At 32.7% G+C, this 15,696-nt stretch carries 13 protein-coding genes; 8 read left to right on the plus strand and 5 right to left on the minus strand.

All coding sequences use genetic code 11. The features are described from left to right. The first annotated feature begins 39 nt into the window (after positions 1-39). From HX049_RS11130 to HX049_RS11145, 4 genes are all read left to right on the plus strand, one after another. Entirely contained in the window at positions 40-1,293 is a 1,254-nt protein-coding gene (locus HX049_RS11130) for a hypothetical protein (RefSeq protein WP_286415846.1), read from the plus strand. 67 nt (positions 1,294-1,360) lie between these two features. After that, positions 1,361-2,002 carry a hypothetical protein gene (locus tag HX049_RS11135; protein ID WP_286415847.1) on the plus strand — a complete coding sequence of 214 codons (642 nt, stop codon included), beginning with the start codon at positions 1,361-1,363 and terminating at the stop codon, positions 2,000-2,002. A gap of 216 nt (positions 2,003-2,218) precedes the next feature. Beyond that, entirely contained in the window at positions 2,219-2,512 is a 294-nt protein-coding gene (locus tag HX049_RS11140; protein WP_286415848.1) for a DUF1778 domain-containing protein, read from the plus strand. 1 nt (position 2,513) lies between these two features. After that, entirely contained in the window at positions 2,514-3,020 is a 507-nt protein-coding gene (locus HX049_RS11145) for a GNAT family N-acetyltransferase (protein ID WP_286415849.1), read from the plus strand. Between the two features lie 80 nt (positions 3,021-3,100). Here HX049_RS11145 and HX049_RS11150 read toward each other — a convergent pair whose 3' ends face one another. Together HX049_RS11150 and HX049_RS11155 are read right to left on the minus strand one after the other, a co-directional pair. Then, positions 3,101-3,829 carry a ZIP family metal transporter gene (locus tag HX049_RS11150; RefSeq protein WP_286415850.1) on the minus strand — a complete coding sequence of 243 codons (729 nt, stop codon included), beginning with the start codon at positions 3,827-3,829 and terminating at the stop codon, positions 3,101-3,103. Between the two features lie 4 nt (positions 3,830-3,833). After that, positions 3,834-4,565 carry a class I SAM-dependent methyltransferase gene (locus tag HX049_RS11155; protein WP_286415851.1) on the minus strand — a complete coding sequence of 244 codons (732 nt, stop codon included), beginning with the start codon at positions 4,563-4,565 and terminating at the stop codon, positions 3,834-3,836. 225 nt (positions 4,566-4,790) lie between these two features. On the opposite strand from HX049_RS11155, the gene HX049_RS11160 reads away from it, so the two are divergent. Then, complete coding sequence (locus tag HX049_RS11160) at positions 4,791-5,939, plus strand: THUMP domain-containing class I SAM-dependent RNA methyltransferase (RefSeq protein ID WP_286415919.1); 1,149 nt, start codon at positions 4,791-4,793, stop codon at positions 5,937-5,939. A 3-nt stretch (positions 5,940-5,942) separates the two neighbouring features. Then, complete coding sequence (locus tag HX049_RS11165) at positions 5,943-6,176, plus strand: hypothetical protein (RefSeq protein ID WP_286415852.1); 234 nt, start codon at positions 5,943-5,945, stop codon at positions 6,174-6,176. A 230-nt stretch (positions 6,177-6,406) separates the two neighbouring features. Here HX049_RS11165 and HX049_RS11170 read toward each other — a convergent pair whose 3' ends face one another. After that, entirely contained in the window at positions 6,407-6,952 is a 546-nt protein-coding gene (locus HX049_RS11170) for a GNAT family N-acetyltransferase (protein WP_286415853.1), read from the minus strand. A 190-nt stretch (positions 6,953-7,142) separates the two neighbouring features. On the opposite strand from HX049_RS11170, the gene HX049_RS11175 reads away from it, so the two are divergent. Then, entirely contained in the window at positions 7,143-8,513 is a 1,371-nt protein-coding gene (locus HX049_RS11175) for a Gfo/Idh/MocA family protein (RefSeq protein ID WP_286415854.1), read from the plus strand. Between the two features lie 44 nt (positions 8,514-8,557). On the opposite strand, the gene HX049_RS11180 is transcribed toward HX049_RS11175, so the two are convergent. Then, complete coding sequence (locus HX049_RS11180) at positions 8,558-10,762, minus strand: S9 family peptidase (RefSeq protein WP_286415855.1); 2,205 nt, start codon at positions 10,760-10,762, stop codon at positions 8,558-8,560. A 395-nt stretch (positions 10,763-11,157) separates the two neighbouring features. Between HX049_RS11180 and HX049_RS11185 the strand changes: the two genes are divergently transcribed. Continuing rightward, positions 11,158-12,567 (plus strand): glycosyltransferase, encoded by a 1,410-nt coding sequence (locus tag HX049_RS11185; RefSeq protein ID WP_286415856.1) that lies wholly within the window; start codon positions 11,158-11,160, stop codon positions 12,565-12,567. Positions 12,568-12,725: 158 nt separating this feature from the next. Here the strand turns inward: HX049_RS11185 and HX049_RS11190 are convergent, their stop codons facing one another. Next, positions 12,726-15,659, minus strand: a complete 2,934-nt coding sequence (locus HX049_RS11190) for a S9 family peptidase (protein ID WP_286415857.1) — start codon at positions 15,657-15,659, stop codon at positions 12,726-12,728. Positions 15,660-15,696 lie beyond the last annotated feature (37 nt).

Consider the following 15,696-nt stretch of genomic DNA (forward strand, 5'->3'; position numbering starts at 1 on the left):
ACTGATATTCTCTACCTTTATCTTTTTAACTGTAAGTGTATGGGATGGTTTTCGAATAAAAGTAAATTTCCAAAAGAGAATAAGGATAGAGGAATCGTAAAAATAACAGATAACAAAATTATTATCACCAATAGGTCTTATGAAAGTGAAGATGAAATAATCCTTATCCCTAAAATAGAATACATTTACCTAGAGACCTCTGACTATAGTGAGCCAAGTATGTTTATCTATCAAGATAGACAGTACTACATCCCTGGTGATTATGTAGGTACAGAAAAACTATGGCTATACTTAGCCGAACAGTTTCATTTCGATATCAACTTAGTGATTCAACACCTCAACGATAAAACAAATAATATACATAAGCTATACAGAACTACATACAAACAGAATTATAAACTAACGAATACATCTCATAATGATTATCTCGAGGGCTATGAAATTCTAGCCCCTACCCCAATATTTATACCTTGGAACACGACTAAAGAAGAATTATTAGCACAGGAGTATATTTATTCGGATGGATTCTATGCAGAAACAACTTCTCCTGTACGCATTGGCAATATGATTATAGATAACTTAGGTACCTATATAGATGATGTACGTGCTGATGTAGCTCCTACGAGTTACTATGCTAAATGCTATGCTACAGATGGATCTGACACTAGCTTATACCAACTAAAAGAGACTCTAGAACACGATCTAGGTGCTACTGCTAACTATACGTTTTATGATGAACACCACTTGTTCTTCTATGCAGAATCTGACCATATCACATTTGAACTAAACTATACTATAGATGATCCTGAGTTTAGAACTGTGGCTTATAGCTTCACTTCACTAAATATCAATACTAAATATGATTATCCCGACCTATTATCAGATGGCATATATACACCTAAACTTGTATTATCAGCTACTTATGTTTTTAACTACTCTCTTAGTGCTCCTAGTAATTATCTAAGAAATGAAAGAATCAAAAGTACTCCTGATATTGTAAAATTACAAAGTAAAAACAATCCTGTTATATGGATAGATAAGCCGAATAATATTATAGGGTTTGGGGATAAAGTCTTTGCTATTACGTTTAATAGAGAAGAAATAGATTCTCTTACACTCTGGAATACCTTACCTGCTAAAGGTGGAGGATTCTGCATATTATCTGTAAATTTAAAAGAGGGTAATGCTGTCACTGTCTTTGAAGGAGCACACGATACGATTAAGCATGACTTAGAAGATTTAGAACAATTCTTAGATTTACAAATTAACTTTTATGAAGATTATAATTGTTGATTTTACAGATTAGACACCATTATTTCATTAAAATTTCTTAGTTTAGAAGAAACTAACTCCTCTTACTATGGGATTTATATCAAGACTATTTGGGAAAAGAGAAAACACCCCCATCTCTGCTAATACATCGACAGTACCTAGTGTGTATATTGACCTATCAGAGGAACAAAAAAACGCACTGAAACAGTCTATACTTCCTTTAAGAACAGGACAGCTGTATATGCACTATTGGGAGGAGGATTTATCAGCCGAAGACTATGATAATGTAGACTGGGCTCATAGGGTAGTTCACTTTTGGGAAGCAGAAGAAGTATTTGAAAAGAAATCACTACCTCTCCCGTTTTTAGATCTAGAAGAGAAGTATTTCTTATTTAAAGGAGACTTGACTAATATAGAATTTGAGATTGGAAAAGCACTTCCTTGGTCTGGTTTTCCAGGAGGCGCTACGAAATATACTACCTATCTCAATGAACAACGAATCTCTATACCCCAACTATCTACCTACGGAAATATAGATTATATAGAACACATCCACCTAAACGAACACAACTTAGATATACTCACTGAGAGCAATGACCACCTGTTGCTCCTCGATGAAAGAATAGTTCAATACAATAAAGGTGAGTTTTTATTAGATAATGCTATTATACCAATAGATGTAGCATATAGTATAGGTGGACTGCATTTAGTTAGAAAACTTATTAAATAAATGATTAGGTTTAGCCTATTTTAGAAATAAACATAAAAAAGACGACTCATCTAAATCACTTCTATTATATTATTTTATTCTACTTAGAGAAAATACACAACTATGCTTACTATAATAGTACCTATAAATCTATAACCATTTAATTTTAAAATAGATATAACATTAAAAACACATATACTATATACTTTTTTTCATACATTTGCATTAAATCATTTTATGATGAACACAGTATCCAAAAATACAATAGAACTTAATAATTTACTTTCAAAAGAACAAAAGCTTCTATTTGAGAGAGCCTCTGTATTGGGCGGATATAAAAATTTAACTGATTTTATACTTAATATTCTACAACAAAAAGCAGAAGAAATTATTAAAGATAATGAGGTAATTATTGCTTCTGAACGAGATGCAGAAATATTTATTAATGCAATTAATACAGTTCAGGAACCTTCTACTTCTTTAAAAAAAGCATTCACTGATTATAATTCGGTGCTGACTAATAAGAAGTAATATGCTAACAGAACTACTACAAAAAAAGCATAATAGAATAAACTTTGACTGTGGTAAAGAGTTACTGAATAACTATCTTAAGAATCAAGCTAGACAAGATCAAATACGCAATTTAGCAAGTTGTTTTGTATTACTCAATGACGATAATATTCTAATCAAAGGTTATTATACTTTATCCAATACCAGTATTCCTTTAGAAACATTACCTAATAATTTAAAAGATAAACTACCTCTCTCTTATAAAAATATTCCTACTACACTTATGGGTAGATTTGCAATAAACCAACAATATCAAGGACAAGGTATAGGTAAAATTTTGCTAATAGATGCTTTAAAAAGATGTTATAACCAATCAAATATTATAGGTTCATTTGGAGTAGTAGTAGTAGATCCTATTGATAAAGATGCAGAGTGTTTTTATTCACACTACAACTTCATTAAACTCCCAGATAGTGGTAAAATGTTTATCTCTATGAAAACTCTTGACATTCTATTTAAAGAAAGTTAATCTTAGATTTTACACTTAACTAGCTATAACAAAAAAGACGATTCGAAAGAATCGTCTTCCCCATATTATTATAATCCTTTTTATATAAAATAAGCAGCTACTACTCCTAATATTATAGCAATAAGCTTATTGATATTAAATGAATGTCCTTCGTTACTCTCAAAGATAATAGTCGATGAGATATGGAATAAAATACCTACTACTATAGCAGATATCTCTGCGTAATACTGAGTTAAGAACTCCACATTACTAGAAACTAATGTTCCTAATGGTGTCATCAGAGAGAAGACAACCATAAAGAAGAACACTACCTTCTTATTCATATTTGCATTTATAAAAAAGGCGGTCAATATCACTGCTATTGGCAAGTGATGTATCGCTATACCCCAAGCTAACTCTTCATGCTGGCTAACTGGCATTCCCTCAAATAAGGCATGGATACACAAACTGATAAATAAAAGCCAAGGTACCTTGTCTAATTTATCATGGGTATGTACATGACCATGCTCTGCCCCTTTAGAGAAAAACTCTAATATAATCTGGAAGACAATTCCGATCATAATAAAGAAACCAATATTACCAGAACTGTGGTCATGTCCGTGATCATGACTGTGTCCCGCATGCTCTGCTAAAGATGCTGCTTCACTAGCTGCATACACATCAGGTAACAAATGGGTAACTGTCAATGCTAATAGGAATGATCCACTAAAGGCCATTAGCAACTTTAAATTCTTTTTGTTTTTGGGCTGTAATAACACTGCTATTAGATACCCTGCAATAACTGATAATAAAGGTATAATATAAACCATTGGCTTATTTGAAAATCATAATTAATCGATCTGATTCTTTTTTATAAAACTTGCGTAACTTATAATCACCAAAAACATCTAGAAGATAAATTTCTTTCTCATTCATCATAGCTTCAAAATCTTCTAACCTTAACGCTTTAACACGTTCTACATATTCGTGATGTTCTCCATCTGCATCAAAGACTATCTCTTTGATTATAAACCCATCTTCATATTTTCTAGTAATATGGAAGTCAATACCGTCTACTGTTTTAACCTCAGAAGGCACTAAATTAGCAATTACTTTATCAACATTCATAAAGTCAATTACAGCTAATCCGTATTCGTTTACACTCTTATGTATAGCATCTAATGTACGCATATTATCAGCTGGATCAGGAAAATATCCGAAACTAGTAAATAAATTAAAGATTGCATCATACTTCTCTGTAGAAGGCTCTCTCATATCACGCACTTCAAAATGAAGTGTATCTGTAGCATACTTGCTAGCTTCTTCTATACTATTAGGCGACAGATCTACTCCAGTGACATCATAACCTAAAGAATTTAAATATATAGAATGTCTTCCTTTGCCACAAGCTAAATCTAACACTTTTGCCCCTTCTTCTAAATTTAAATAATGAGTTAAATTATCAATTAACACTTGTGCTTCTTCGTAATCCCTATCTTTGTATAAAGTATGGTAATAAGGGGTGTCAAACCACGACTTATACCAATCTTTGTTCTCTTTTGACATACTTTTATTTTAAAACTTTTTAATTAGCCTGCAAATTTACTTTATTTTTGCGGATTAAACCTAGGATATATCACAGACATATCAGGATTTTATAACTAGTTAAAATAGTCTTGAAATAATGATATAATGCAGTAAATTATAGCGTTTTTATCAAATGTAGTATATTGGTTTAAAGCAGAATAGTCAATTATTCCTTATATAAGAAGAAAGATGGAAAATTTTAAAATGGTAGCTAAGACCTTCTTCGGTTTTGAAGAAGTATTAGCAAGAGAATTACAATTATTAGGTGCATTAAATGTACAACAGGGTACTAGAATGGTAAGTTTTAAAGGAGATAAAGGTTTTATGTATAAAGCCAATCTATCTCTGCGTACAGCTTTAAAAATCTTAAAACCTATTGCTACTTTTGCAGTATATAATGAAGCAAACTTATATAAAGGAGTTCAAAGTATTGACTGGAGTGAGTATCTAACAGCTAATCAGTCCTTCGTAATAGATGCTACAGTATTCTCTGATAATTTTAACAACTCTCAATTCGTTGCGTTGAAAGCAAAGGACGCTATCGTAGATCAGTTTAGAAATAAAAGTGGAGTACGCCCAAGTATAGATAAAGATTATCCAGACTTAAGAATTAATGTTCACTTACAACAAGATCTTTGTACAATATCACTAGATTCGTCGGGAACTTCTCTACACCACCGTGGATATAGAACAGCTACTAATATAGCTCCTATCAATGAAGTATTAGCAGCAGGAATGTTATTAATGTCTGGATGGGATGGTAGAAGCGATTTTATGGATCCAATGTGTGGTTCTGGTACAATTTTAACTGAAGCTGCTATGATTGCATGTAATATTCCTGCAAATATTAATAGAAAAGAATTTGCTTTTGAAAGATGGAATGATTGGGATGCAGATCTTTTTGACAAGGTACAAGAGTCTCTACTAAAAAGAATACGCGAGTTCCATTATACAATAAAAGGATACGATAAGGCACCTTCTGCAGTATTAAAAGCGATAGATAACGTAAGAAATGCTAACTTAGACGAATATATCGAGATAAAAACTGCGAACTTCTTCGATACTCAAAAAGAGACAGAAGGCCCACTACATATGGTATTCAATCCTCCTTATGGAGAACGTTTAGACATAAATCTAGAACGTTTTTACAGAGAAGTAGGTGATACATTAAAACAAGGGTATCCTGGTACAGAAGCTTGGTTTATCACAGGTAATGTAGAAGCTTTAAAATTCGTAGGCTTAAGACCTTCTAGAAAAATTAAATTATACAATGGAAAACTGGAAGCTCGATTAGTAAAATACGAATTATACGAAGGAAGTAAAAAAGGAAAATATATTAATAAAAATGATTAAACCATGAGTGTATCTACTAAAACCATCCTCTTACAGTTTGTGAGTTTTGCTGTACTATTCATTTTATGTCGTTTAGCATTCTCTACTTTTACAGCATTAAGTGGTTTTTGGTTGCCACTGACAAGTGCTGTAACCGCTACAATCTTAGCTCCTCAATTTAAAGTATTCAAAACTGATAAAGGAGACAAAATCTGTATGCGTTGGATATTCTTAAAAGGTGTGAAAATTTTAAACTAATAAAAGAGCAAAAAGACAAATAAGCTCTATTTTACCTTTTAATTACACAGATTTACTCTATTATTGACAAAAGAGTTTTATCTTACAAAAAAGACATTTTTTGGCTTTTATACTAGTTATAAATGCCCTACATTTGTCACATATCCCTTTAAAAATTTAAATACTAAAAGCCAATTGCTCATAATTAAATGAACAATTGGCTTTTTTTCTTTATCTAAAAATATAACTCACTATTTATCAGTTAATATAGATAATAACTCTGCATCCACATATCTACCCTTCTCAAAAAAGTAATCTCTAAGAACACCTTCTGTTTTCATCCCATTCTTCTGTAAAACACGACGAGAAGCATTGTGCGCAGGATCAATAAAAGCTTCTATGCGATGTAAATCTAATGTATCGAAGCCAAACTCTATCATTAAAGCTACTGCTTCACTAGCTATTCCTTTTCCCCAGTAAGCAGGAGTTACCTCATATCCAATCTCTGCTCTACTGTTCTCTGGCGATAAACTATGAAATCCACATGTTCCTATTAGTTCATCATTCCCCTTTAAAGTTATAGCCCATCGAAGACCTTGTCCATTTGTCGTTCTAGTATTCCATATTTTGATTAATTCTTCCGCTTGTTCTACAGTTGTAAACGTTGCTAAATCGTAGTACTGTGTTACTTCATCTTTAGAGAAATAATGAAATACCTGAGGAGCATCACCTACTCTTAATTCTCTTAACACAAGTCTATCACTTTTTATGATTGGAGTTTCTTTTATTATTTTCATCTTTTTACTTTTTACAAATTACTACAATTTAATTTAGACTATCATAGTTACTTTATACAAACACCATTGATATAAGCTATCTTATTTACAACACTTCTAAGGTTCATTTTGAGAAATAATTAACTGTTTTACTTTTTATTCAACTACTTATGCTCTATTTTTGAGTTCTAACCTATTAACTATAACTATTATGAATAGAAGAGCATTTCTTCAAAATACCAGTATGGCTGGTATAGGTGCATTAATCGTACCTACTTCTTTATTTAGCTTTTCCAACAACACTAAAAAAGTACGTATCGGGATGATTGCTGTTGGGCTGAGAGGGCAAGTGCATTTAGATGAATTACTAAAAAGAGAGGATGTAGAAGTGATCGCAATGGCTGATCCTGATGACAGAATGATTAAACGCGCTCAAAAAATCGTAGATAAACACAATAAGAAACAACCTATCGTATATGACAAAGGAGATTATGACTATCAAAATCTTCTAAAACGCAATGATATAGATGCTGTGATCATTTCTTCTCCTTGGGAATGGCATGAAAGACAAGGTACAGAAGCTATGCGTGCAGGCAAAATAGTGGGTATGGAAGTATGCGGAGCGATGACTCTAGAGGAGTGTTGGAATTATGTGAATGTGTATGAAGAAACAAAAGTACCTCTGATGATGCTAGAGAATGTATGTTATCGTCGTGATATTATGGCTGTCTTCAATATGGTGAAGAAAGGTAAGTTTGGGGAATTAATCCACGGTACTGGAGGTTATCAGCACGACCTTAGAAATGTCTTATTTAACGATGGAGTACAACCTTATGGTGGAGGTGTAGAATTTGGTGAAAAAGGATTTAGTGAAGCGAAATGGAGAACAGATCACTATGTCAATAGAAATGGAGAGTTATACCCTACGCATGGTGTAGGCCCTTTAGCTGCTATGTTTAATGTCAATAGAGGAAATAGAATCACTCATCTTACTTCTATGGCATCTAAAGCGAGAGGGCTACATCAATACATCGTAGAGAATGGTGGTCAAGATCACCCAAATGCAAAAGTAAACTTCAAACAAGGAGATATCGTCACTACAACGCTTAAATGTGAGAATGGAGAGACAATGGTACTTACTCATGATACTTCGCTACAACGTCCCTATAATTTAGGTTTTAAAGTACAGGGTACTGATGGTATCTGGCAAGAGATAAGTTCTGGTGGATTAGACAAAGGATTTATCTACTTCGAAAAAGAGATGAATCATTCTCATCAATGGGCTAATTCTAAGGATTACTTAGAACAATATGATCATCCACTGTGGAAAAATAATGAGACTAAAGCTGTAGGAGCAGGTCATGGTGGTATGGATTACTTTATGATTAATGCTTTTGTGGAAAGTATCAAAAGAAATATAGAATTCCCTTTTGATATTTATGATTTGGCTACTTGGTATGCTGTGACTCCTCTAAGCGAAAAGTCTATTGCAACACATGGTCAAGTACAAGAGATGCCTGACTTTACTAGAGGCAAGTATGTAAATAGAGAGACAGTATTTGGTTCTAATAGTGAATACTAATTGATAAAAAAATCCCTGTTATGTATAACAGGGATTTTTTTCCTTTATTTTAAGTGCTCTGAGATAAAGCCCATCATACATTTATAAAAAGCAATACTGTTCTCTTCTTTTGCAAAGCCATGCCCTTCATCATATTTTACCATATAAGGTACTTCAAAACCACGCGCTCTTAGTGCTTCTACAATTTGATCAGACTCTGCTATTTTTACCCTAGGGTCATTTGCTCCTTGAACAACAAAAAGAGGCTTGTTGATTTTATGTAATTGATAGACAGGAGATACTTCACGAGCAATCTCTCTTTCTTGTTCATTATCTAAATCATACCATATCTCTTTAACCATATCTTTATAAGGCTTCCAATATTCTGGGAATGACTCAAAGAATGTGAAAATACTAGATACACCAACATAATCTACTCCACAAGTGTAAAGCTCAGGAGTTTTCACTAATCCCATCAGTGTAGCATATCCCCCATGACTAGCACCATAAATAGCAATCTTAGAAGCATCTACCCATCCTTGTTCAATAACGTATTGTACACCATCTTCTACATCATCCATTACTTTTCGTCCGATTTGTTTAAAACCAGATGTAAAGAATTCTTTCCCATAACCTCCTGATATACGGAAGTTAACCTGTAGCGTAGCATATCCTCTACTTGCAAATAATTGTGTCTCTGGATTAAAGCCCCAACTGTCTCTAATACCTTGTGGTCCTCCATGCGGGTTCACTATTAAAGGGACTTTACTTCCTTCTTTAGCAGATTTAGGTAATGTAATATATCCGTGTAGTTTAATCCCATCACGACTCATAAACGAAATAGGTAACATCTCTGCCATATCCTCTTCTTTTAATTGAGGCATTAAATCGTAAAGCAGAGTAATATCACCTGTAGCTTTATCATAGTTATAATACTTACCATAAAGCTTATCACTCTGTACTATAATCAAATAACGGTCTTCTTTTTCTGTCTTAGCGGCTATAGAGTACTCATATTCTCCAAAATGTCTGTCTAAATCAGCACTAATCTTTTTAAAAGTCTCACTTACTGGCTCTATCACAACTTTCTCGCCTTCGTACCCAAGATAGTCAATCTCCCAATTTCTATTACGAGATAATCCAATAATAGACGCATCATATTCTGCATTGGCATATACTTCTTTAACTACCGACTTTGTTCTAAAATTATAAAGTACAATGCGTTGTTTATCAGAATCTAAATTAGTCAAAACATAAGCTTCATCTTTATCTGTAGACGCATAATTAAACGCCATAAGCGAGAATGTATCTGACCAATTTATAGTATGAAATAATTGGTAAGTTGTTTCTCCTTCTGCTTTGTAAAAATACTGTGTTTGTATTCCATTATACATCTTAGAATACCCTCTAAGATTACCATCTTTATCAAAATCATAATCTGATACAGGATTAGATGGATCATCATTTGTAAACAACTTGACATATTCACCTGTATTGATATTAATCTTATAAGGCTCAAATATTTGAGCATTTTCTAAATTCATTGTTATGATAATATAATCTTTTTGTTCTTTAAGCATATTCAGAATGCCTGCTTGAACCTTTTCGAATGGGGTTAAATCCATATTATTAGTACCATCGACATTCACAGCATAGATATGGTAGTTCTCATCTCCTCCATTATCCATTACATACGCTAAACGATCATCATTAATCCATCCATACCCTCTTACTAACTGTTCTCCTTCTTCTATTACACGGATGATATTACCTGTCTCAATCTCTTTTACATAGACATGGCGTTTATTCTTCTCGTCTTTCTCTCTATAGGACAAATACTTCCCATTAGGTGAGAGTTGAAATCCAGATGATGTAGGACGTTGAAAGTAATCTTCTACTTTATACTTATACTCTCCTTGTTCTTTATTAGCTAAGACCATTAATTCATCTTCCGTAGATACTAATGAAGGATTTCCTGGTAGAGTAATCACTGTTTTTTCAAAAACGATAGGTAATTCTTCTTCCATTTGACTCATCTTTCCTTCTATTCTATCTTCTATATAATGACCCACAAAGCTCATTCCAATAGCTGATACAGAGAAACTTAAATCAGATTCTTTATAAACTATATTGGTAGCTGCGATTCCCATCGCTCCTTGACTCGGAAGATCTAAAGTCACATCATCTATTTTTTTAATATGCAGTACTAGGTCTAGTTTCATTTCTCCTAAGTCTAAGACAGCTTTATAATCTCCTATAATTTCTTTCATAATCCTATTTTTCTTTTCTATTTGCACTCCCTTTCTAGTTGAGAGCTTTACAAAAATACTGTTTTAAATATTCTTTCTAACCTAGTTTATAAATTAACTATATAGACTAAAAGAGTGAATATGACTCTATAATCATGCTAATAAATACTATTCCACAACAAAAAAGAGTATTATGACCTCACTTCATTCCACAATAATCTACACTATGTGTCATTCGTTTTGTTAAAAAAAGGCTCAAACAGCCTAAAACAGTGATGGCACAACTATTGAAGGTATTTAAATAACTATTTGGTTCATAAAACTTTTATAATGAGATATATTCTCAAATACAAACACTAAAAAATAAATTATAAAACAAACACACAAATAGTATAACAATATTAAAAGATAAGGTTATGCAAAACGACAAAACGATTAATACGCCACAATCAACTCCTTTAGACAAACAAGAAGGAAAACCTTTAAAGACAAAATCATTATCTACAACTGATTATATCGTTTTAGGAGGTACCTTTTTACTAATGGGGGTAGGATTATTTTTAATTTACAAATTACAACCATACTTCGAGAGAATACGTTTCGAACAATTAAAATCATTTTGGGGTTCTACTGTAATTAACTTTGGACTTGTTCTATTTGTTTTACAAATGAGCTTCTTACTTTATATAGTATATCTTTATTTTAGATATAAACCTGTTGCTTCATTAAGTGACGAAGAATTACCAACATGTACTGTTATAGTTCCTGCTTATAATGAAGGTCGTCTAGTATATGACACACTACTTAGTTTAGCCAATGGTGATTATCCAATAGAGAAATTAGAGATTATTTCTATAGATGATGGTAGTAAAGATAATACATGGAACTGGATGCTGAAAGCTAAAGCTGAACTAGGAGATAGAGTATCTATATTACAACAACCTAAAAACCAAGGAAAAAGACACGCTCTATATAGAGGTTTTAATATTGGAACAGGTGAAGTTTATGTTACAGTAGACAGTGATTCTATTGTAAAAAAAGATACCCTTAGAAACTTAGTTAGTCCATTCGTACACAATGAGAAGTGTGGAGCTGTAGGAGGAAATGTGAGGGTACTAAATACAGAAGATGGAATTATACCTAAAATGCTAAATGTAAGTTTTGTATTTAGTTTCGAATTTATTCGTTCTGCTCAGAGTGCTTTAGGATCAGTACTATGTACTCCAGGAGCATTAGCAGCATATAGAAGAGAGGCTGTAATGCATTGTTTAGAAGATTGGATCAACCAAACTTTCATGGGACAACCTTCTGATATAGGTGAGGATAGAGCCATGACAAATATGATTTTAAAACAAGGATATCATGTACTATTCCAACGTAATGCTTATGTATTAACCAATACTCCTGAAGAGTACAAAACATTATACAAGATGTTTATTCGTTGGGAAAGAAGTAATGTTAGAGAGAACATTGCTATGAGTAAATTTGCTTTTAAGAAGTTTAGAGAAGGATCGACAATAGGGCCAAGAATTTTACTATTAAACCAATGGTTAAGAGTATTAATGGCTTATCCCCTATTAATTTTAATGATATTCTTCGTAGCTACAAAACCTCTAGTGTTTATCACTTCTGCATTAGTAAGTATTTTTATTTTCTCGAGTATTCAAGTATTTTTCTACTCGAAAAGATATAGCATAGCAGAATCTTTCTGGGCATATCCATATAGTATTTTCTATACGTTTACACTATTTTGGATTACTCCTTATGCTATCGCTACAGCTAATAAGAGAGGTTGGCTGACAAGAACATTACCTGCACAGAAATAGAGTAGTTGAATATATTGATTTTAAGTAAAAAAGACAGCATGCACTTCGCTGTCTTTTTTCGTTTTACTCTATTCATTATTTCATTTTAGAAAGTTACTATAAATAAAGAATGGCTATTCTGTACAGAATAGCCATTCTTTTGTTCTTATCTACTTAGATTATTTCACCTGATCTTCTGTTAGATCAAATCCCCAATCTTTTCCTTTCATTGTTGCAGGTACTCCTTTTACCATCCAAACTGGTGCTTTACCGTCTTTTAGGTAATAATCGAAGAATTGTTGTTGACGTATTTGAATATCTTTTCTATTTTGACGTTTCATCAAGTTGTGCTCATCTCCATTATAGTTTAACATCCAAACTGGTTTTCCTAAACGTCTTAATGCCATAAACATTTCAATACCTTGATACCATGGTACTGCCCCATCGTTATCATTATGCATAATAACCACTGGTGTTTTTACATCTGGCATTCTAAATAATGGTGAGTTTTCAATATATAAGTCATGTCCTTCCCAAAGTGTTTTTCCTATTCTACTTTGTGTTTTTTCATATTGGAATTGACGGCTCATTCCACTTTGCCAACGGATACCTCCATAAGCTGACGTCATATTCGCTACTGGAGCTCCTGACCATGCAGCTGTATACATATCTGTTACTGTAATTAAATGAGCTACTTGGTATCCTCCCCAACTTTGTCCTTGAATAGCAATTTTATCAGCATTAACCCATTTATTTTGCTTTAAGTATTCTACTCCTGAGTTGATATATTCTTCTGCTGATTTACCTGGATATCCATCTACATAACTAACATCTGGAGTAAATACTAAATAACCATTACTCACAAAATATGGAATATTTAAACGAGATGGTGTTGGTGCTGGAGCTTCATATCGATGTAAATTATCTGATAACTTCTCATAGAAGTATACAATCATCGGATACTTTTTATTTGCATCAAAATCTTCAGGTTTAAATAATACTCCTGTTGACTCATATCCTTTAGGTGTAGTCCAATGCACTAGCTCTGCAGTTCCCCAATTGTACTCTTTTTGTTGTGGATTAATATCACTTAATTGAGTTGCTGATACTAAATCATTGGTAACATATAGATTCATTGACTCTGTAAAAGAACCTTTTAAATAACCATATACATTAGCATCCTTCGCTTTAAACAAAGAACTATAACCACTATATGGTTGCATTAATACCTCTTTAGGGGCTTTTGTACTCTTTATTTCTGTAGTAAAGAATCCTGCATCTTTTGTTTTTTCATTGAATGCAGCTAAGATTATTTGTTCTGTTCTGTTGAATGAACGCTTTTCATCATCTAACTTTAATACATCAAAAGCAATATTATTCTTACGTCCATATCCATTAGTAACCATTCTAGGAGCTTTATTACTATTCAAATAAAATTCCCAAATATCAAAGCGATCTCTAATTAAAACTGACTCGTCGTTATCTGTCCATGCTTGGATTCCATAAGAAGAGGCATTGTCAGGCATATCAAAAGTCTCATCAGCAAAAGATACTGACAAACCTTTATTTAAGTGTTTTGTAATCTTTGTTTTAATATCATAAGCATACCAATTACCTTCTTCACTATTATAGTACACCACTGCTGTTCCTTTTGGTGATATACGAGCTGAGCCTGGTAAGTCGGCAACTACCTCTACTTCTTTACCTGTATTTACATCTACAATATAATAAGAAGAAACTCCTGAGATATTCCACTGTCTTTCTACTCTTCGTCCAAAGTCTGAAGAATTAAACACAATATTAGCATTTCCTTCGTCTACTAATTGGCTTCCATTGATTTTCTCATCAGCTAAAGCAATAAGTTTACTTCTATCTTTAAGGTTAATAGTAGCTAAAAAGCTTTTCTTTAAGTCCTTATCTAGATTCACTAACTGTTGAGGCTGAATATAGTCTTCATTATAATGCCAAATATCTACTACAGCATGATCTTCTGCTATAAGTGTAGTGTCTTTAGCAATAGGCTGTGGTGCAATACCTAAATACAATCTTCCTCCATTCTTACTAAAACGAGGTTTGTTATTTTCTGAAACAACCCAATCTTTAGGCATTCCCTTTGTAGTATTAGAAGCTAATACTGTAGCACCTGTCACAAGATTAGTATAGTACAAGTCATATTTCTTTACTAATACCTTCTCCTCATCATTCGTTCCAATAAATACTAATTGCTTACCATTGTCATCAAAAGAGAACTGAGAATACTTACCTGTACCTTCTAAGATTGTTTTAACTGCTTTTGTTTTCAAATCAACTACAAATACTCCGAAAGGCCCTTTAGCAGTTTCTTCTTTTGTATCTGCTACTTCCTTAGTTTCCTCAGTTTTATTTTCTTCTTTTTTATCATCCTTTTTCTTTGCATTAGGATCTTTTGTAACAAAAACCAAGTACTGTCCTAAATCATCAAAATAATAGTCTGTTACATTCTCATAAGAGATTTTCTCTCCTGTTACTAAGTTCTCAAATACCAATTCTAAAGGAGCATCTTTGTCTGATTTTTTAGCAGGTTTCTTTACCTCCTTTTTGTCTTTTGACTTTGCAGTATCTTTAGCTGGCTCTAATAAATATGCTAAGTAATCTCCTTTTTTCTCTGGAACTTTAAAAGACTTAATATCTGATTTCTTTACTAAAGTTCCTGTTTTTAAATTGTATATTCCTAAAGAATCTTTAGCAATTTCATCTTCTTTTTTCTTTTTTGTTCTTACTGCTTTCAAATCAGCATAAGTAGGACGAATAGAGAAAACAGAAAAGTTAGACGTCCCTGTAAATACAGGTTTCTCCCCTCTTGGAACTACAAGTTTTTTAGTTTTTTTTACCGTCTCTATATAAAGAGTCTTATCTCCTTCTTGCGGATTAACTTGATATAAGATCCAGTCTCCATTATTAGAAAAAGTTTTTGTCCCTATAGATTGCCATCCATCATATACAGAATGGTCTAAAGGCTTTTTTTGTGCTTGGGTAGTCAAACTTCCCAAAACAAAAAGACCTATTCCTAACTGTTTCCAAAAATAACTAGGATTAGATCTTCTTGATGGTTTTGTTGTTGATGTTAATTTCATATTACGTTAGTTAATTTACGGCTTGGAAGTTACCGCA

Origin of the sequence: Myroides odoratimimus (assembly GCF_030326305.1) — a bacterium.
GTDB classification, from domain to species: Bacteria; Bacteroidota; Bacteroidia; order Flavobacteriales; family Flavobacteriaceae; genus Flavobacterium; species Flavobacterium odoratimimum_A.

Coding starts and splice junctions, on each gene's coding strand:
- HX049_RS11130 (WP_286415846.1), top strand. CDS start 40: ATGGGATGGTTTTCGAATAAAAGTAAATTTCCAAAAGAGAATAAGGAT.
- HX049_RS11135 (WP_286415847.1), top strand. CDS start 1,361: ATGGGATTTATATCAAGACTATTTGGGAAAAGAGAAAACACCCCCATC.
- HX049_RS11140 (WP_286415848.1), top strand. CDS start 2,219: ATGATGAACACAGTATCCAAAAATACAATAGAACTTAATAATTTACTT.
- HX049_RS11145 (WP_286415849.1), top strand. CDS start 2,514: ATGCTAACAGAACTACTACAAAAAAAGCATAATAGAATAAACTTTGAC.
- HX049_RS11150 (WP_286415850.1), bottom strand. CDS start 3,829: ATGGTTTATATTATACCTTTATTATCAGTTATTGCAGGGTATCTAATA.
- HX049_RS11155 (WP_286415851.1), bottom strand. CDS start 4,565: ATGTCAAAAGAGAACAAAGATTGGTATAAGTCGTGGTTTGACACCCCT.
- HX049_RS11160 (WP_286415919.1), top strand. CDS start 4,791: ATGGTAGCTAAGACCTTCTTCGGTTTTGAAGAAGTATTAGCAAGAGAA.
- HX049_RS11165 (WP_286415852.1), top strand. CDS start 5,943: ATGAGTGTATCTACTAAAACCATCCTCTTACAGTTTGTGAGTTTTGCT.
- HX049_RS11170 (WP_286415853.1), bottom strand. CDS start 6,952: ATGAAAATAATAAAAGAAACTCCAATCATAAAAAGTGATAGACTTGTG.
- HX049_RS11175 (WP_286415854.1), top strand. CDS start 7,143: ATGAATAGAAGAGCATTTCTTCAAAATACCAGTATGGCTGGTATAGGT.
- HX049_RS11180 (WP_286415855.1), bottom strand. CDS start 10,762: ATGAAAGAAATTATAGGAGATTATAAAGCTGTCTTAGACTTAGGAGAA.
- HX049_RS11185 (WP_286415856.1), top strand. CDS start 11,158: ATGCAAAACGACAAAACGATTAATACGCCACAATCAACTCCTTTAGAC.
- HX049_RS11190 (WP_286415857.1), bottom strand. CDS start 15,659: ATGAAATTAACATCAACAACAAAACCATCAAGAAGATCTAATCCTAGT.